The organism is Marinomonas primoryensis (assembly GCF_013372285.1).
Lineage (GTDB): Bacteria > Pseudomonadota > Gammaproteobacteria > Pseudomonadales > Marinomonadaceae > Marinomonas > Marinomonas primoryensis.
Window position 1 is genome coordinate 2,748,766 of record NZ_CP054301.1, and the last position, 19,480, is coordinate 2,768,245.

Sequence of the window (19,480 nt, forward strand, 5' to 3'; positions counted from 1 at the left end):
GATAGCGCTCTCAAAAAAACACAACCTCTTACCGTATTTCTACTAATGCTACTTTCATTTAATCTACAAAATTCATGTTAAGTGCACCTTAATCGTCTACTTATGCTCTTATTCTGTGCATAAAAGAGCATTTTTTAGAAAATAATGTCCTTTCCAAAAATTAAGTGAAAAAGAAACAATTTTACTACTTTAACTTCTTGGTGAGTCCCATTAAGTTTGGGTATAGTGGTTTTAACTCAATTCACCTCTATCGACTAAATTTGGTCTAAGACCGACAACTCGGTCCTACAAACCGTTACGTTTTCTAAAGGATCAAACATGGCATCTGATACACAAGATAAGCTAGATTCTCTTTATCAACATATACAGGCGGTTATTTTATCCCGCCAGCACCCAGTGACAGGGCTTTTCCCTGCCAGCACCAGCATCAATAATCACGGTAATTACACCGATGCTTGGGTTCGAGACAATGTCTACAGTATACAAGCCGTATGGGCATTACATTTGGCCTATAAACGTGCCTCAAATCCTCAAAAGCGCGCTAATGAACTTGAGTTTACCTGTATCAAAATGATGCGCGGGCTGCTATTTGCCATGATGCGACAATCCCACAAAGTCGAAGCATTCAAACACAGCTTGGACCCAAAAGACGCGCTGCATGCAAAATACGATACTAAAACAGGCTTAGAAGCCGTCGCAGATGACGCATGGGGACATTTGCAAATCGATGCCACCAGCTTTTATCTGTTGATGCTGGCGCAAATGACCAAAGCGGGCAGCAAACTCATCTTTTCTCGTGATGAATTTAATTTTATCCAAAATCTTATTTATTACATTTCTCGTACTTATCGCACGCCAGATTACGGTATTTGGGAACGAGGCAATAAGGTTAACAATGGTAAAGCCGAAATAAACGCCAGTTCTGTTGGCATGGCAAAAGCCGCGATGGAAGGCATGGACGGCTTAAACCTATTTGGCGAAGATGGTCCAGAATGGGCCGTCGTTCACTCCTTTGCTGATGCGGTTGCCCGCGCAGGCTCGGTACTACAATCCTTGTTACCCAAAGAATCTCGTTCTAAAGAAGTCGACAGTGCTGTCCTGAGTATCATTGGCTTTCCGGCATTTGCCGTAAATGATGAAAAGTTAACCCGACGCACACGCAAGGAAATCATCAGTAAGTTAGGCGGTGAATACGGCTGTAAGCGTTTTTTATTAGATGGTCACCAGTCTGAACTCGAAGACCAAAGCCGAATTTATTATGAATACGATGAGCTCATTAACTTCGAGCACATTGAGTCCGAATGGCCGCTTTTCTTCACCTACCTTTATATTGACCGTTTGTTTGCCAGAGACTGGGAAAGTGCCAATTATTATCGCCATAAATTAGAATCGTTAATGGTCGAAAAAGACGGTCAGATGCTCTTGCCGGAATTGTATTATGTTCCACAAGAAAATATTTTAGCCGAGAAAGAAAACCCAGGATCACAAAAACGTGTGCCCAATGACAATCTGCCATTGGTCTGGGCGCAAAGTCTGTATTTGGTTGGTAAAATGCTCGATGAAGAGCTCATAAAAACTGACGACCTTGACCCCCTCGGTTTGCATCGCATTCAGCACAGGCCAAACAAAGTGACCACGTCCATGGTTATTTTGGCGCAAAACGATAAGGTAAAACAAAAACTACTAGACGCGGGTTGTTTATGCCAAACCCTTGAAGACATCGCGCCGCTGAAAGCCATTAGTGCGGGTCAACTGGTGGAGACTTACCGCCACCTTGGCGCCTCTGAAACATTAGGTCTTACAGGTCGACCTAATCGCGCGTTAAACAGCTTAGCGACGTCTCAGGCATTTAGTATTAACGACGAAAGTTTTTTGTGCTTGTCTTGGATTCAGAACGAAGACAAAGATTACCGAAAAATTGACCCAGCACTCTTTCAAGCCCACATACGTAATGAATTAAAAACCATCGCCGATCATTGGTATTATCAGGCCAATGCGGTTTTCAGCATACTCATCGATGAAGCCATGAGTGACATGAAAGGCAGCGATGAACTATTTGAATTTATTCGATTATTGCAAAAACGTGAGCACGAAGAGTTTCTCGTTATTCCTCAGTCTGCGAAAAATGCATTCAAGTCAGGTAACCGTCGCGCCATTATTATCAATACGCTCGACCATAATCAACTCGAAGTGAACCTTCCTGTCCATGATGCTCCTTGGCCTTTATCTGCAGAACCAAAAGCTTACGACGCTGCCGCCATAAAAAATCTCGATACTGATAATTTACTGGCTCGACTCAACGAGCAGCCAGACCTAAATGAAGCGATTGATTGTTTAATGGAGCTGGGGACACGTCGAGCACTGATGAACACAATTCCAAACTCTATGCCGGCGATTACCGCTTATAAAGTGTTAAACAGCGTTTATTATCAAGCGCTATTGTTGGAAAATTGGCATTGTGCAAGACAGCTGTACTCTTTGATATTGAAGCCCTCGACTGATCTTGCGACCTACATTGCCGACATCACGGTTCGCCAACGCTTGCTCGTCATTGGCGAAACGCCAGAGACAGAAGTCGATATAAGCACGCCATTAGATCAAGACGTCATCTTAGAAATGCTAAGGAGCGTGTCTTCATCACCTATTGGATTGGTGATTTGTCATGAGCTCATTGCCATTGTTGGCACATTCATAAAAGTTCACCCAGAGTTTTTCTCAGGGGTGCGTACGATTAGAATTCATAACCTTGCTTTACTCTGCGCTCGACAATTTAATCCTGATGAAAACGCACCCGTATTTGACACATTATCCAAAGTATCACCAAGCGAGCTTTACGAAGCACTCAAACAAGTGTTACAACAAAAGCACGATGAATTTGCTCACGTGGCAAATAATATGCGCTATCACCACAGCACGGATGCTCAAAGCAAAATGAAAGATGTAGACTGGTTTGATTGGCGTGCCGAGCAAGGCATGATAACAAAACTGCCTGAGTCCATGTTATTGCAGCTCTGGGAAAGCTTGAGTCATGCAAATACCATCGTGTTCGGTGATGTACAAAGTAATACCGCACTCGATTGTAAACGCGCACTCAGTTCAATGACGCCTGGCGAAGACACTTTTGCGCTCTTAATCGAGCTATTAACGTCAGACATCCACCCTAGCTGGTATAAAAGTCTTATTTTTGAAGGCTTGTATGCCTTTATTCAGTTTTGCCAACAACATAAAACTTGCAAATTTGATCAAGAAATCAATTTGCCGGTCTTAGTTTCTCAGGCCGCGCTAGATCACGCGAAGCAGCACCAAGTAGAACACCCAGAAGACAGCAGAGCTGAGGCTGCACTAGACGAATTTGCACAAATAACACCAAATAAAGTCAACCAATATTTGCGTTGGGCAGTGAGCAAACTCCACAGTCACCAGCACCAACACTCATCGAGTTAACACACTCACTCTATGCTGGAGAAGTGAATGGATTTAATAAAAAATGCCTTAATTAACGATGTGATGAACACACATTGCTCAGACCCGTTTGGCTGTTTAGGGCTACAGGAGTCTTCGTCTAAAATAGGTTTTTCGCTTATTGTTTGGCAACCGGAAGCAACGTCAATTCGAGTATTGGAAATAGAGACAGATACGGTGTTGGCTCAAATGCACCAAGCCGATAACAAAGGCTTATTTTATGCCGAATGGCCAAAGGAAAAAGTACGTTTTCACTATCGCCTTGAGATTACTTACCAAGACAACAGCACTCATACGATAGTCGACCCATACCAATTTCCTAACACGACCTTTATAGACCCTGACCACCATCAAGCAAGCTTATACAAAAGCCAAGGGGCCATTCGCGCCAGTGCCGAGATCAATGACCAACTAACGATTCAAGGCACACGCTTTGCCGTTTACGCCCCTGCGGCGCGTTCTATTTCCGTCGTGGGTGATTTCAACAGCTGGGATGGTCGAACTCATCCTATGTCGAGTAACGGAGACGGCATCTGGCGATTGTTTATTCCCGATATTAATCATGGCGCTCGGTACAAGTTTGAAATCCGTTCTAAAACTGGTGAAATCCTCCCTCATCGCAGTGATCCCTATGCTCAGCGTATTGAACAATTCCCTTCTTTTTCGAGCGTAACCTGCTTTGATAATAAGCACCAATGGCAAGATGATGCTTGGGTCAACCGCCCTATTGAAGACCTCTACGAAAAGCCTATGTGTGTGTACGAATTGCATCTAGGATCATGGCGTCGCAAGGAAGATAACCAACCTCTCACGTATCTTGAAATCAAAGATCAGCTTGTGCCCTACATTCAAGAAATGGGCTACACACACGTCGAACTATTGCCGATTACCGAATACCCATTCGATGGCTCATGGGGCTATCAGCCGGTTGGTTTGTACGCGGTAACGTCACGATTTGGTACGCCTGAAGACTTTAAAGTGCTGGTAGACGCACTGCATCAAGCTAACATCGGTGTCATTATGGATTGGGTTCCTGCACACTTTCCTGCGGACAGTCACGGTTTGGCCAATTTTGATGGCTCAAAACAATACGAGTATCCAGATCCTAAGAAAGGCTGGCACCCTGAATGGAATTCGCTAATTTACGACTTCGGCAAAGAGCATGTTGTTAATTATCTTATTAGTAACGCGGTTTATTGGCTGGAAGAATTTCATATCGACGGCTTACGTGTCGATGCCGTTGCCTCTATGTTGTATTTGGATTACTCACGGGAAGATGGCGAATGGATTCCCAACAAAGACGGAGGCAATCATAACTACGAAGCCATTGATTTCTTACGTCGTTTAAATGAGACCGTTTATTTAAACCACCCTCACTGCTTTACTGTGGCTGAAGAATCCACCGCGTTTCCAGGCGTGTCTAAGCCCACTTACATGAATGGACTAGGCTTTGGCTTTAAATGGAATATGGGCTGGATGAATGACTCTCTAGACTACATTAAAAAAGACCCTATCTACCGACAACATCACCAAGGCGAATTAAGCTTTAGCATGGTTTATGCTTTTGATGAGCAGTTTGTTTTGCCGATTTCTCACGATGAAGTTGTCCATGGCAAAGGGTCAATGATCACTAAAATGCCAGGGGACTCTTGGCAGAAATTCGCTAATTTACGCGCCTTTTCCGCCTATATGTACTTCCATCCCGGTAAGAAACTCAATTTCATGGGTAATGAATTCGCGCAAGGCCGAGAATGGAGCCACGAACGCTCTTTGGATTGGCATTTGTTGGAAACTGATTTTCACAAATCACAGCAAGCATTATCAAAAGATCTAAACCATCTTTACCAAAATGAAGTGAGCTTGCACTTTGATCACTCCCATCAGGGCTTTGAATGGATCAGTTACGACGATAGTGCGAACAGTATCTTAGCCTTTGCCCGAAAAGCCAAAGACCAAGATGCTCACTCAATAGCTGTCATTAACTTCACACCAACACCACATAGTAATTATCGCATTGGTGTTCCGAAAGCGGGATGTTATCAGATCATCATGAATACCGATGACAGTAGATACACTGGCAGCGGCTATGTTCAAGATCAAGAGTACAACACGCATGCGGTTAGTAGTCACGGTCGAGAGCACAGTATAGAACTACAAATTCCACCGCTGGCCGGTGTTTTATTAAAATGGCTAGGCGAGTCTTAGACTCGCCATCTAAGGTTTTAGTCACTTTAGATATCAACAACGCAGAGGTCTGCATGAATTCACCCGCACACCAAGTTACTACTGGCTCCACTTTTCCTCTTGGTGCCACGGTGACCAACAACGGAGTCAACTTCGCTGTTGTCTCTGAAGACGCCAGCCAACTCTATTTGTGCTTATTTGATAGCGATGGCAATGAACAGGAACCTCTGCCTTTCATCGATAAGCACAGAGGAATCTGGCACATGGAAGTCCTCGGTCTTAAAGAAAGCCAGCACTATGGCTTACGAGCCAAAGGAGAATTTAAGCCAGAACAGCAATTTGTCTTTAACGAACTCAAATTACTAATTGACCCTTACGCTAAAGACCTAAGCGAAAAGCTGGTTTGGCATGAAGACCAAACTGCTATTACAAAAGAAGGTCAGCCGCACTCGGTAGATTCGGCTTACTGTGTGCCTAAATCCATTGTTCGTACTATCCAAGCCAATGCAAATCGTCCTGCAAGAGTTAAAGTGGCGGCCACAAGTCGTGCCTTATATGAATTGCATGTAAAAGGCTTCAGCCAAAATTTGGCGATTGAAAACGAATTAAAAGGCACTTATCTAGGGGTGGTTTCTTCTGCAGGCATTGATCATCTAAAAAGCCTTAATATCACCACCATCCAGCTAATGCCCTGCTTTAGTTTTATGACAGAGCGTCATTTACAGCAATTAACACTCAATAATTATTGGGGCTACAACCCCGTTAGTTTCTTTGCACCAGAGCCTTCTTACGCTAAAAAAGACGCGGTAATTGAGTTTCAACTAATGGTAGATGGCTTGCGAGAAGCGGGCTTTGAAGTCATTTTAGACGTGGTCTATAACCACACCGCTGAAAGCGAGTTAGACCAATCCAGCGTTTGTTTTCGCGGTTTAGACAACGCACGTTACTACCGCCATCAAGACGGACAATATCTAAATTACACGGGTTGCGGTAACTGCATTGACACATATCAACCCGCTAGCGTACGTCTTATCTGTGACAGTATGCGCTACTGGGTAGACGTCATGGGAGTGGATGGTTTTCGCTTTGACTTAGGTGTGGACTTGGGTCGAACCGATCACGAATTCACGCCCAAAGCGCCGTTATTACAAGCCATTCTTCAAGACCCTATTTTGAGCCAAACTTGCCTAGTGATGGAGCCTTGGGATATTGGACCAAACGGCTATCAAGTTGGACAATTTCCCAAAGGGTTTCTTGAGTGCAACGACAAATACCGTGACACTATTCGTCGCTTTTGGCGCGGAGATGATGGACTTATACCTGAGTTTTCGACATGTTTTATGGGATCAAGAGATCTTTTCCATAAAGGGCATAAAAGCGCCTTAAATTCTGTCAATTACATTACCTATCACGATGGCTACACAATGAAGGATTTGGTGTCCTATCACCAACGACATAACCTAGCCAACATGGAAGAAAATCGAGATGGTCATGGTGATAATATCAGCCAAAACTTTGGTGTAGAAGGTGAAACAGACGACACAAAAATTCAACAACAACGCCTAAATCAACAACTTTGTTTTATGGCAACCTTGTTATTAAGCCAAGGTACACCGCATATTTTAGGGGGGGATGAACTGTCTCACACCCAACAAGGCAATAATAATGCCTACTGCCAAGACAATGATATTACGTGGCAAAATTGGCAGGAAAGCGAAGCCCGATCAGCACTGAATCATGCTATTTCAACCTTAATGGCGTTGCGTAAAACGTACCCCATTCTGGCAGAAATACACCTAGACGATGATCCACTTTATCAACATACGCCTTCAGACCATATCGAATGGTTAAATGAGCAAAGCACAGCAATGACGGCTGAAGATTGGTCGGATAACAGTCGTCACTACATTGCCTTGACGCTCGCACCAACGGACCGCTCTACACGTTTCTGGCTCGTGTTCTACAGCAGCGACGTCCCTCTAAGTGTACCTTTTCCAATGGAAGACGCCACTATCGAGGCGCTTTATCAAACACCAGGGCTATCCATAACAGACAATTCGTTGCATTGTGCCTATCGTGGGGTCTTTATTGGCAAAATGTAATTCTTCGTCTATGAATCAACCTGCGGATAAATAAACAATTTAACGATGCCATTACAGCGTCGTTAAATCATTTTGACTAAACTGTAAATCGGCCAAGCGTTTATACAACGCACAGCTTTCAAGCAATTCAGAATGTGTGCCTTGGGCAATAATCTCACCTTGATCCAATACCATTATCCGATCTGCATTCAAAACCGTCGCCAATCGATGCGCAATAACCAAGCTGGTTCTTCCTTTCATCAAGGGCTCAAGAGCCGCCTGAACTTTGCTTTCACTTTCAGCATCCAACGCCCTTGTCGCCTCGTCTAGCAATAAAATGGGCGCGTCTTTCAGGATGGCGCGAGCAATGGCTATTCGCTGTCTTTGACCACCCGATAAGCGCACACCATCTTCGCCTAATCGCGTATCATAGCCCTTGTCTAATCGAGTAATGAAGTCATGAGCATTGGCTTTTTCCGCTGCATTTTGAATAGATTCATGACTCGCACTGCGATCTGCATAACCTAGATTATCGTAAACACTTTGATCAAACAGCACTGTCTCTTGGGGAACGAGCGCAAAGCGATGGCGTAAATCTTCCAGTGAATATTGTCTAATATCCTGACCGGCTAACGAAATACAACCTTGCTGAGGGTCATAAAAACGCAACAGCAATTCAAACAAGGTGGATTTACCTGCGCCTGATGGCCCGACCAAGGCCAACATTTCTCCCTGTTTAATCGAAAACGAAAGGTTTTTTAACGCGGTGTAATCCGGTCTTGATGGGTAACGAAACTCAACCTGATCAAATTTGATAATGTCTTCTCCTTGATGGAGCGCGTCCATTATTTGAGAAGGAAACACCTGTGAGCCGCTTACCACAGCACTACGTGCACTCAGTAATTCCATAATACGTTCAGCGGCGCCTGCTGCACGCTGCAGCTCGCCCATGACTTCTGAAATAGCAGCGACAGCGCCAGCCACAATAATGGAGTAAAATAAAAAACTCGCCAAATCACCGGCACTGATTTCACCTGAAATGACATCTTTACCACCAAACCACAACATCACACCAATGCCACTCATCGACAGTAAAATAACCATCAAGGTTAGCCATGAGCGCTGCTGAATGCGTTTCACACTAACGTTAAACGCTCGATCGACTGTAGCAGAGAATCTTTGCACGTCATGCTGTTCATGGGTATAGGCTTGTACCACCTTAATGTGACGTAATGCCTGAGATAAATAACGCCCTACATTCGCGATTTCATCTTGGCTATCACGGGATAAACTGCGAACTCGGCGGCCAAAATACAACACAGGAACAATCACAAAAGGGACACAAGTAAGCAAAATTAATGTCAATTTAAAATGCATGATCAAAAGGAATAAAATTCCGCCTAACAGCATCAAACTACTGCGCAAGGCGATCGACAAAGACGAGCCGATGACACTTTGTAATAGAGTTGTATCTGCGGTAATCCGAGATTGAATTTCACTAGGTGAATTGTCTTCAAAAAAAGAGGGTGACAAAGTTAACAAATGCGCAAAGACAGCTTGGCGAATATCCGCGACGACACGTTCACCAATCCATGAGACCAAATAAAATCGACAAAAACTTCCAATGCCTAATAAAAAGACCAACGCGGTAAAAATCATCAACGCATGAGTCAAACCCGCTTCCGAACCAGAAGCCAACCCTTGATCTATTAAGAGCTGCACGCCCTTTCCCAAGCTAAGCATTGTGCCTGCGGTTACCACCAAAGCGATTAAGGCAAACACCATATGCCGTCGATAAGGTCGTAAAAAAGGTAAGAAGGTTTTTATTCCATTTTCGACATTTAACGGCTTATTCATAGATCAAACCCACCACAACGTTTTATTGGCCATTACTATAACGCATTCGCGCGATAGTAATGGGGGAAAAACTTAGCAGCTGTATATTATTGCCACGCCTCTCTTAGCTCACTCTTTAGATTTGAATCCCATCCGGAAGCCGCCCCAATGCTGACCGTTAACATAAATAGGGACTGAAAGATCATGAAGGATTTCACCCGTATCACGCTTATAGGTTTGCAGTAAAAATGTATCGGTATGCGCGCCGCAACGACTGCCTGTTGGATCATTGAAAATTCGCTTAGTGCGATTGTTTATTAAGTCTTTTTCATAATCGCCACTTATCGGCTGACTGAATTTTTTATTGTGTGTAGGAAAGTAGCCATTCACGTCAACTGCGCCCGCAAACATGACTTCTGCATGCTTGTCTAATACCGCTTCTTGAATCGCAGGAAAAGTGCGATCACTAAACGCATCGTACAATGTGCTGTATTTTTGTGGATTCGTTTGCTTAATCGGCTGATAGTCCCTAGAAAAAACCGCGTGTTGAGTCAACTCACCTTTGGTAATGGCTTCTTCAAACACATGACCAATCTCTTGCGCTGCAATTTTAGCGTCATTAAGCAATGCCGAGAAAAATAATGAAGGGTCTACTTTATCCAATTCTCTAAAAACCACTTCAGCACCATTACTCAAGCCGGCAGCTTCTTGTGACAACCGATCACTGCGCTGAGAAATTTCCCGTAGAGAGTCACTGATTCGAGAGATAGACCCACCAATTTGCGTGCTGGTTGCCCCCAACTCTTCTCCTGTACTTTCTACTTCAGACAACACTGCCGACGCATTTTGCACTTCTTCTGTTAAAGAAATAAAGCGCTGTGTTTCCCCTAACAGCGTAATAGAAAGGGATTCTGTTAAGTCTTTTAAAGAGGACATTTCATGGTTGGTTAACTCACTATTATGGCGAACATCCGTGAGTAACCGCGAAATTTGCTCCGACGCATCAGCACTCTTGCCCGCTAAGGCTCGTACCTCATCTGCAACCACGGCAAAACCTCGGCCTTGCTCCCCAGCTCGCGCCGCTTCTATTGCGGCGTTTAATGCCAGCAAGTTGGTTTGTTCGGACACCGCTTTGATGACTAACGTAATGCGGTCTATGTCATCCGCACTTTTCGTCAACAAAGCCAGTTGTTCACTGGCTGTTTGCACTTTGGTTGTGAGCTCACTAATTTTCTCAGCGCTTTGAGACAGCGCACTTTGCGCCGTGCGACTTGATTCTGCGGTGTCACTCATCGTGTGGGCTAAATGACCCAAGTTTTTTGAAAGCGTGAGCCCTGAAGCAGACAGTATTTCTACCGCTTGCTGAATTTGCTCACTGTCATCACGGGTTAAATGTATGTCTTTACTTAACGTATCAACAAAGTGAGAAACTTCTGCCGCCCCCATCGCCATTCTGGACGTTGCGTGAGTCACTGTTTTGCTCACCTCAGAAAATGACAATGATTGATTATCAACAGAATTGGGCTCTAGACCTCTCTGAAGAGCTGTTTTACGTACTCGTTTTGATAACATCAAACAAGCACATAAAAGAAAGCCAGCAAAAGAATAAGACAATGGCATCGAGTCTTGTGTATAACCCAATGTAAAAAGAACAAGAAGCCCTAAAACACCAAACAACTGGAAATAAAACATTACCATACCCTTTTTATAATTATTATTTTCTAGTGTTTAACGATGCCAATAGAAGGTCAATGTAAAACGGAATACCTACGACTAAAGTCTTACAGTTAAACGTAGCCACTGCATAAAGTGCACTTATCCCATCCTATTCCTTAGCCTAATTTTTCAGAGATTCTATCAAGGCCTCGCTATTACACTTTTGATCATAGCAGTAAAAATAAAACATTAAATATGCTCTATTCGCTCTATAGAAAACCTTAGAATGAAACACACCTGTAAATTCAAATTCATGGCATAAAAAGCAGAGCTTTTCGGCAAAATACCGACTAAAATGAAAATTGTGCTCACGAAGCACTACTAAAACAATAATACCATCGCGCACAACCTGCCGATGATCTCATTGAGGATTAAACTATGATCACCAACAAACCTAAAACAGAACCTTTTTACCTTGAGCTAGGCCAACTCACCTCAGATAGTGTTCGTCATCTTGCTCCTTCTTTTGATCATTTACCGCCAAACCCTTACGCTGATGGAGAGTTTCGTTTACGTCGTTATTCTCGCTTTAGTATTGAGCAAGGAAAATTACACCACCTTCCTTCACAAGCCTTTGTTCAAGATGAGAGCATCAACCACTTCCAAGGCAATGTTGTACGTAGTTACGAAGAAATTGACGAAAATATTGTGAAAGACCCCGCCTTTGTTGAATTATTTGAGCACTTTCAAAAAATGGCGAGCATTGTCGACCACACACCCATCGAGGTTCACCAACTGCGTATTTTTGCTGACCATAAAAGCGCAGAGGTCGCGCCAGAAGGTGTTCATCAAGACGGTTTTGATCGTATCGGAATTTACGTCATGCAACGCTATAATATCCAAGGTGGTAATATTAATGTTCACCTAGATAAAAAAAGTCCTGCCCTTATTAGTCATGATTTCGATAAAGGTGAATTTGTCGTCTTAAATGATCGTAAATTTTTTCATAGCGCCCAACCAATTAAACCGGTCGATGGCGATCAAGGCTATATGGATATTTTTGTTCTTACCGCGAATTTAGTGCATTAGCTCACATTTCCAAGGTAAACCGTATAATACATTTTTGTATTATTTAAAAAGAACTCACGTCCAAACACTCTCTTTCTAAAAGGAGGGTGTTTTTTTATATTTAATGTCGTCACATTAAAAAAACCTAGCTCTCACTCCTTCTATCTAATTGATATTTAGTGAAATGCTCTTCATTCTATTTTTAGAATCACATCTTAAGTAATAATTATTTTTAGTCTTTTATTTTTTATCATGCTATAAATGAGGGAACATTAGATTTCTTTAAAGTAAGTAACGTCAGGATGTACTTTTGACAGATGTAATCACTTTAGGCGTTGACAATAAAAACGATATTCACCAAGAATTCATAGACATTTCAAAAAAGCGTGTTTTAATCATCGAAGATATCGGTGAAATGCGCCTTATGCTGAAGTCCTTAATGACGTCTCTAGGGTATTCTAATATAGACGTAGAGTCTTCTGGGAAATCCGCGATTAAGCGCATTTTAGAAAAACATTATGATGTTGTATTATCTGATTACAATCTTGGTGGTAGTATCGACGGTCAGCAAATTTTGGAAACATCACGTAAAAACCACTCCCAAGACCACTCCACTATTTTTATTATGATTACCGCTGACACCGCCTATGAAAGTGTCGTCAGCGTATTAGAATATCAACCTGACAGTTATCTGGTTAAACCTTTTCCCCCTGCTGCCTTTTTTCGTCGATTTGAACGAGTACAAAAACAAAAAAAAATCTTTGAAAGTATTAACAACGCACGAAAAAAAAATGATTTTGAAAAGATGGAAGCACAAGCAAAAGCCATCATGACACAACACCCTAACCTCGCTAGTCAGTGTTTAAAAATCATTGGTGAATCACTTTATGCTCGTGGCCGTTACAAAGATGCTAAAAGCCACTACATGCTTATTATTCAAAAAAATAAAAATTTAGCCTGGGCGCACTTTGGTATTGCTTTATGCGAACTAAAACTAGGCGCTGTCGTTGCAGCCATTAAAAAACTAGAACACACAATCACTTTAAGCCGCCATTTTTTATCCGCTTATGACTTGCTTGCGGATGCCCAAGAAAGTCTCGATAATCTAGAAGCCGCTCAGGCGGCAATGATTAGCGTACTAGAAGTATCACCACGCTCTTTCGAACGAGCGCTTAGGCTTGCTCAAATCAGCACGCAGCTAGAAGATTGGTCTACCGCTGAAAACGGCTATTCACGGCTCCTTCGCTTAACTCGCGACACTAGCCATGAACAAGTTGAGTACTACTACGACTATTTAAAATGTCTAACCAACATGATGGCCGTCGGCTCCGACAACTCTAAATTGGCAGATAAATTTAAACGAACACTCATTCGGTTACGTTCTTTCGGAAAAACAAACCCATCAGCCCTATCCAATTCCTTCAGAATCGAAATACAGCAATACCTGACCCGAGATCATCTTGGAGAAGCGGTAAAGTCATGGAAGCAATGGAATAGACTGATCAAATCTGGTCAAGCATCCCCTCTGAGCGACGCGCAAAAACACACGCTTAAAAAGCGCCTCGGCTTGCTATAATCTCCTGACACCGTTATGGTCTTGCGTTGATTTTCAAACTAACGTCTGCACTATAAATTCAGGCTATTTTCACTCTTCATTACATCCGAGCTATACACTATGTCGGCTATTTTTCCATTTTCGAGCCTCATTCCTAATGACAAATTAGGTGCCGTTGAATCCACAGGTCTATGGAGCGATCCTGCTTTTATAAAGGCTTCACCTTGGTTTGGTAGTAAGATTTATTGGATAAGCCACCTAAACGAACGAAAAAACGGTGAACTAGAATGGAGCTTTTTTTCTCGATGATACCCATGGAAAACGCACTGCATTCACTATTTGGCTTTGAAGGATTTCGCGAAGGTCAAAAACAAACCATAGAACAGCTTATGGCGGGACATTCTGCGCTTGCTGTTTTCCCAACAGGGTCTGGTAAGTCTTTATGTTATCAATTCACAGCCACACAACTGCCAAATTTAACACTGGTAATTTCGCCACTCATCGCTTTAATGCACGACCAATTAGACTTTTTGCGATCCAAAGGTATAGCGGCAGCAAGTTTGGACTCGAGCCAGAGCAAAGAAGAGAGCCAAGCGGTGATGACTGGCGTTCAAAATGGCACCATCAAGATCCTAATGATTTCGGTAGAACGTTTTAAAAACGAACGTTTTCGACGTTTTATCAAACGTATTTCCATTTCCATGTTGGTCGTGGACGAAGCTCATTGTATTTCTGAGTGGGGCCATAACTTTAGACCTGATTATTTAAAACTGCCCTCTTATCAACAAGAACTCGCGATCCCATTAGTCTTACTGCTAACCGCAACGGCAACTCGACGAGTTCAGCGAGACATGGCGCAAAAATTTGTGATTCATCCTGAACACATAGTGCAAACAGGGTTTTATCGTTCTAATTTAGACATTGACCTGATTCCAACCCAAGCCCATGAAAAGCTCGGTAAGTTGAAAAACATACTGAACGACACTCAAGGCGCCAGTATTGTTTACGTGACCCAACAAAAGACAGCCGAAGACGTCGCCAACGCACTACGAGCGGATGGTTATTCCGTAGCGGCTTATCATGCTGGATTAGGCAACGAGATTCGCAGTAGCATTCAAGCCGACTTTATGGCGAGTAAAACTCGTATTATCGTAGCGACCATTGCATTTGGTATGGGTATAGACAAATCCGACATTCGTTTAGTTGTTCATTTTGATTTGCCAAAATCCATCGAAAATTACAGCCAAGAGATTGGCCGAGCAGGGCGAGACAATCAGCCAAGTCGATGCGTTTTACTGGCCAGTTTAGAAGGGTTAAGCACCTTAGAAAATTTTGTTTATGGCGACACACCAGAAGCACATGATATAGACAGTTTACTACGTTGCATTGCAGAACAAACAAACGATCAGGAATGGGAAACTCAGCTTTACGGCTTATCAAACCAAACCAACATTCGCACTTTGCCATTAAAAACCTTACTAGTCCAACTCGAATTATTGGATGCGATCACGCCAAAATACAGTTACTACGCTGATGTTCGGCTTAAATGGGAAGGCGATAGAATTGCCTTTGCTCTGCGAATCCCAGATGAATGGCAAAACGCTTATCAAGCGGTTTTAAAAGGCATTCAGTATAAGAAAATTTGGGGAACGCCTGATTTCAACAAACTGTTCAACGAATCGGGATTATCGCGCGGGGATGTATTGCAGGTGTTAGAGTTCGCCGCAGATCAGAATATTCTTACGTTAGAAAGCAAAGGACTAACGGAAGTCTATCAGGTCAATAGCAATGCTTTTCATCATCAAACGCTGGCAAACCAGTTACATCACTATGTCGATGAAAAACAAATTGCTGAAATCGAACGAATCGCGACCATGATCCGCTTTTTCCAACTAGAACGGTGCTTAAACCACAATTTGGCACGTTATTTTGGTGACAAAAATGCGCCAGAGCATTGCGGACATTGTTCGGTATGTCGTGGTAATCCGCTTATTTTTACTCAATCAGTCAGCGAAAATAGCCAGCATGAATGGCAAGGTCAATTAACAGGATACATAAAAGAATTTGCTCAACACATTGCCAGCAAAAGTCCGAATACACCTATCACAGCGGTATTGATTTCTCACTTCTTAACCGGTTTAACACAACCTATTTTCACCAAAGTGAAAGCACGTCAACTTAGCGGTTTTGGTGTGTATGAAGAACGAAGCTATTTATCGGTGCTAGAAGCGGTTACTCAGCTTCTGACAGATCACTAGAGGGTTTGCTTGTCTCGTCATAAACACTAACTTCAACAAGGTTGTTGTCGGGATCATTAAAATACACAGATTGGATCGGCCCTTGTGCACCAGATTTACTCACGGGGCCTTCTAGAATTGTCACTTTACAGGACTTCAAATGGCCAACGACGTCAGCGATGGTCCAGTTAGTAATAAGGCATAAATCGCCCGAGCCTTCCATTGCGTGGTTTCGAAGTTCTTGCCCAAGCAACTGAAAGTTGATTTTTTGCTGACCAAATTGCACGGCTCGACGTCCATTAGCAAAGGTAATAGGTTCCATTTTCAAAACGGTTTTGTAAAAAAGCACCGCTCTATCTATGTCTGCCACCGTCAACACAATATGATCGAAATGACTAATCATCGCCCCTTGCCTCCTGCAAGCCATTCATAATAAACACTATGCTACGAATGATTGTTCAGAAAGACAAGTTAAGAAAGACACTCTTCACGTAAAGAATGTAAAACAAGTTCTCCTTCAATGAGACTCAATTTTTGACGTTTATTCAGTTTCTTCACTCGATACTCTAAAACCAAAGCCTCACTTTTTGTGCCAACCGCTTCATGCCACACCAGCTCCAATGGGCCTTTGCCTTTTAGGTATCGAGCCGCTCGTTTACTGGCACCTGAATGCTCCTTAAAACGTCGATCAACATCCGTACTAATACCCGTATAAAGTGTGTTCATACGCGTTTTAATCATATAAAGACTCCACTCATTATCACTGATGACACTTTTATCTTCTTGCACGTTTGCGTTTATTGTCACATTAATGCTTCCTTATGTAGAGGTGCTAAACGCCCTATTCCGATGGTTAATTACCAATAATGAGCAACAGCGTTGAAGCCGTAGCAATGCCCATACAATAATTAAAAATTTTCTGCCGCTTTTGATCCGTTAGCCACTGTCGAACTCTCACACCAGCCCAAGCCCAAATAGAAATAGCCGGAAAGCCCACAGCAGCAAACAAAACAATCATCCAGAAGCCGGATTGAGCGTACAAATCACCCGCAATCGCAAACGAACTCACACAACCAATCGCCATCATCCAAGCTTTTGGGTTCACATATTGAAATAACAAAGCTTGCCACCACGCCATCGGTGAAGAAGGTGCTTTCTTGGTTTCTAGATTTCCCACTGGCGCACTGCCAATTTTCCACGCAAGCCACAGTAAATAACCACAACCCACCCATTTGAGTAAATCATACAACGGCGGATACACGCTAAACAGTGTTCCTAACCCGAGTAAAACAGACAGCAACAAGGTCGCGACACCCAACACGATACCTAACATATGCGGTAAAGTTCGACGAAAGCCAAACTGCGCACCGGACGCCAATAACATAATGTTATTAGGTCCAGGCGTGACCGATGTCACAAAAGCAAACATAGCAAGTGCGATAAAAAAAGAGACATCCATCATAACATCCGCCCTCTTTTTTTAACTTTAACCATCATATCGCATAGAACGCCTTTAAAGGATGCTTGTGATAATTCAGCTTGTTGGCGCTCCTTTGTCATACCAATATCCATCAGTTGTTGAGCCGTTAAAGAAGCCAAAACTTTGCGGGTCTGGTAACGCTTCACGCAATGTTGAAAGTGAACAAATAAGCTAAAGACTAGCATGACCTTCTCCCTCTGATTCGCACTGTCTAGACGTTAAAAAGTGCTATATGTATGAGTAACCACTTTAGAATAAGCCGTAAACACAATACAGATTCAGAAAACCTCTTTATTAAACACACAGAACAGGGCTTATTTCATCTGTATGGTGTAATAAAATGCAATCTGTATGGTCACTCTCAGGTTAAGAAAGCCCTACAATCAATACAGATATCAGCTTAAGACACCTATTCCAAAGGAAATGCCATGACACTCTATCAAAATCTCGCCAACCGTTTACGAGAACACATACAGCATGGCTTTTTCAAACCAGGCGAAAAACTGCCTTCTGTTCGACAGTTAGCTCAAGAACATGGTGTCAGCATTTCTACTGTACAAGAAGCCTATCGACAGCTTGAACAAGACTTCCTTGTCGAGGCTCGACCCAAATCGGGCTATTTTGTCTGCTTTAGAAAAAAAGATAACTTACCCAGTATTTCAAGACCGCCACAACGCCCTCTGGAAGTTTCACAGTGGGAAGAAGTCCTCAATATGCTCATGATTCGCAGCAACAACAAGGGCGTGCAGTTACAACATGCCATGCCGGATATGGCCGCACCGACACTGAAGCCTTTGCTAAAAACCTTAGCTGACCTTTCTAAGCAAAAACCAGAGTTAGGCTTGGGCTATGCGGATATTCGAGGAATCGAAGAATTGCGCACACAACTTTGTCGTCTCACGGTTGCGTCTGGCTGCCAACTGCATCCAGATGATTTGGTGGTAACATCAGGCTGCCAAGAAGCGCTGTCTGTTTGCTTAAGAGCGGTCACCGAGCCCGGCGACATTATCGCCATAGAGTCCCCCAGCTTTTATGGTTCCATGCAAGCCATCAAAGCTGCCAATCTCAAAGCGATGGAAATCCCTACACACCCAGAAACGGGCATCAGTTTAGAAGCGCTAGAACTAGCATTAGATCAATGGCCGATCAAAGCCATTTTTGTCACCCCTACGTGTAATAACCCTATGGGTTACACCATGCCTGAAGACAAAAAAGAGCAACTGTATCGACTGGCACAAAGTTATGATATTGCCATTATAGAAGACGACATTTATGGCGATATTTCCTATCAATTCCCTAGACCGAAAACCATAAAATCCTTTGATACTGATGGACGCGTCCTTTTATGCTCATCTTTTTCGAAGACCATCGCGCCCGGCATGCGCGTTGGTTGGATCGCACCGGGTCGTTACCGAGATAAAGTCACCCACATAAAATACGTGAGCAGCTCTATGTGTCCTGTTCTACCTCAACTCGCCATTGCAAAATTCATTCGTTTAGGCGGCTACACAAAACACATACGTCAAATGAGGCAGCGCTATGAGAAGCAAAGAGACCACTTATTGAATGCGATAAAAACCTATTTACCCAACGACACAAAGGTCAGTTACCCTGATGGCAGCTTTATTTTATGGGTGGAGCTTAACCCCTGTATTGACAGTATGGCGCTAGTGGAACGCTGTCGTGAAGAAGGTGTTGGCTTTGCCCCTGGTCCATTATTTTCGGCGACAGGAAAATACCGCAACTGTTTTCGTCTCAACTTCAGCGAACAAAGTATGGAAAAGCGTGAATGGGCCATTAAAACCTTGGCAACCATTTTACTAAGTTTCGAACAACCTTAAAAAAATGGGTAAGACCTCTTATCAATCAGTACTTTTTGTATGGTAATTCTTATCTAGATTGATGAATTGTAAAGAAATGA

Annotated in this window: 13 protein-coding genes; 7 read left to right on the top strand and 6 right to left on the bottom strand. The window is 43.0% G+C overall.

Features of this window, described 5'->3' with window-relative positions; all coding sequences use genetic code 11:
* Positions 1-318: 318 nt before the first annotated feature.
* From MP3633_RS12715 to glgX, 3 genes are read left to right on the top strand one after another with little or no spacing between them, the layout of a single operon-like run.
* The gene (locus MP3633_RS12715; RefSeq protein WP_176335828.1) at positions 319-3,444 is read left to right on the top strand and encodes a phosphorylase b kinase regulatory subunit alpha/beta; all 3,126 of its coding nucleotides are present in this window, start codon (positions 319-321) and stop codon (positions 3,442-3,444) included.
* A gap of 27 nt (positions 3,445-3,471) precedes the next feature.
* Complete coding sequence (gene glgB / locus MP3633_RS12720; RefSeq protein ID WP_176335829.1) at positions 3,472-5,667, top strand: 1,4-alpha-glucan branching protein GlgB; 2,196 nt, start codon at positions 3,472-3,474, stop codon at positions 5,665-5,667.
* A 53-nt stretch (positions 5,668-5,720) separates the two neighbouring features.
* Positions 5,721-7,748, top strand: coding sequence for a glycogen debranching protein GlgX (gene glgX, locus MP3633_RS12725; RefSeq protein ID WP_176335830.1), 2,028 nt, complete (start codon positions 5,721-5,723; stop codon positions 7,746-7,748).
* 51 nt (positions 7,749-7,799) lie between these two features.
* Here the strand turns inward: glgX and MP3633_RS12730 are convergent, their stop codons facing one another.
* Complete coding sequence (locus tag MP3633_RS12730; RefSeq protein WP_176335831.1) at positions 7,800-9,584, bottom strand: ABC transporter transmembrane domain-containing protein; 1,785 nt, start codon at positions 9,582-9,584, stop codon at positions 7,800-7,802.
* Positions 9,585-9,692: 108 nt separating this feature from the next.
* Positions 9,693-11,255, bottom strand: a complete 1,563-nt coding sequence (locus tag MP3633_RS12735; protein ID WP_176335832.1) for a methyl-accepting chemotaxis protein — start codon at positions 11,253-11,255, stop codon at positions 9,693-9,695.
* 402 nt (positions 11,256-11,657) lie between these two features.
* Here MP3633_RS12735 and MP3633_RS12740 point away from each other — a divergent pair, with 402 nt between their 5' ends.
* From MP3633_RS12740 to MP3633_RS12750, 3 genes are all read left to right on the top strand, one after another.
* On the top strand, positions 11,658-12,308 hold the full coding sequence (locus MP3633_RS12740) for a 2OG-Fe dioxygenase family protein (protein WP_176335833.1): 651 nt from the start codon (positions 11,658-11,660) through the stop codon (positions 12,306-12,308).
* 289 nt (positions 12,309-12,597) lie between these two features.
* Positions 12,598-13,863, top strand: a complete 1,266-nt coding sequence (locus MP3633_RS12745) for a response regulator (protein WP_176335834.1) — start codon at positions 12,598-12,600, stop codon at positions 13,861-13,863.
* Positions 13,864-14,129: 266 nt separating this feature from the next.
* On the top strand, positions 14,130-16,100 hold the full coding sequence (locus MP3633_RS12750) for a RecQ family ATP-dependent DNA helicase (protein WP_244959630.1): 1,971 nt from the start codon (positions 14,130-14,132) through the stop codon (positions 16,098-16,100).
* Here the strand turns inward: MP3633_RS12750 and MP3633_RS12755 are convergent.
* From MP3633_RS12755 to MP3633_RS12770, 4 genes are all read right to left on the bottom strand, one after another.
* Positions 16,075-16,482 carry a VOC family protein gene (locus tag MP3633_RS12755; protein WP_176335835.1) on the bottom strand — a complete coding sequence of 136 codons (408 nt, stop codon included), beginning with the start codon at positions 16,480-16,482 and terminating at the stop codon, positions 16,075-16,077. The genes MP3633_RS12750 and MP3633_RS12755 overlap by 26 nt on opposite strands.
* Positions 16,483-16,550: 68 nt before the next feature.
* Complete coding sequence (locus MP3633_RS12760; RefSeq protein WP_280526379.1) at positions 16,551-16,886, bottom strand: GIY-YIG nuclease family protein; 336 nt, start codon at positions 16,884-16,886, stop codon at positions 16,551-16,553.
* Between the two features lie 46 nt (positions 16,887-16,932).
* Positions 16,933-17,541, bottom strand: a complete 609-nt coding sequence (locus MP3633_RS12765) for a LysE family translocator (protein ID WP_217909010.1) — start codon at positions 17,539-17,541, stop codon at positions 16,933-16,935.
* Positions 17,538-17,744 carry a DUF1127 domain-containing protein gene (locus MP3633_RS12770; RefSeq protein ID WP_176335836.1) on the bottom strand — a complete coding sequence of 69 codons (207 nt, stop codon included), beginning with the start codon at positions 17,742-17,744 and terminating at the stop codon, positions 17,538-17,540. The genes MP3633_RS12765 and MP3633_RS12770 overlap by 4 nt, the downstream gene beginning before the upstream one ends.
* Positions 17,745-17,987: 243 nt before the next feature.
* On the opposite strand from MP3633_RS12770, the gene MP3633_RS12775 reads away from it, so the two are divergent.
* A complete protein-coding gene (locus MP3633_RS12775) occupies positions 17,988-19,400 on the top strand; it encodes an aminotransferase-like domain-containing protein (protein WP_112137641.1) in 1,413 nt (470 codons plus the stop codon).
* Positions 19,401-19,480: the final 80 nt, after the last annotated feature.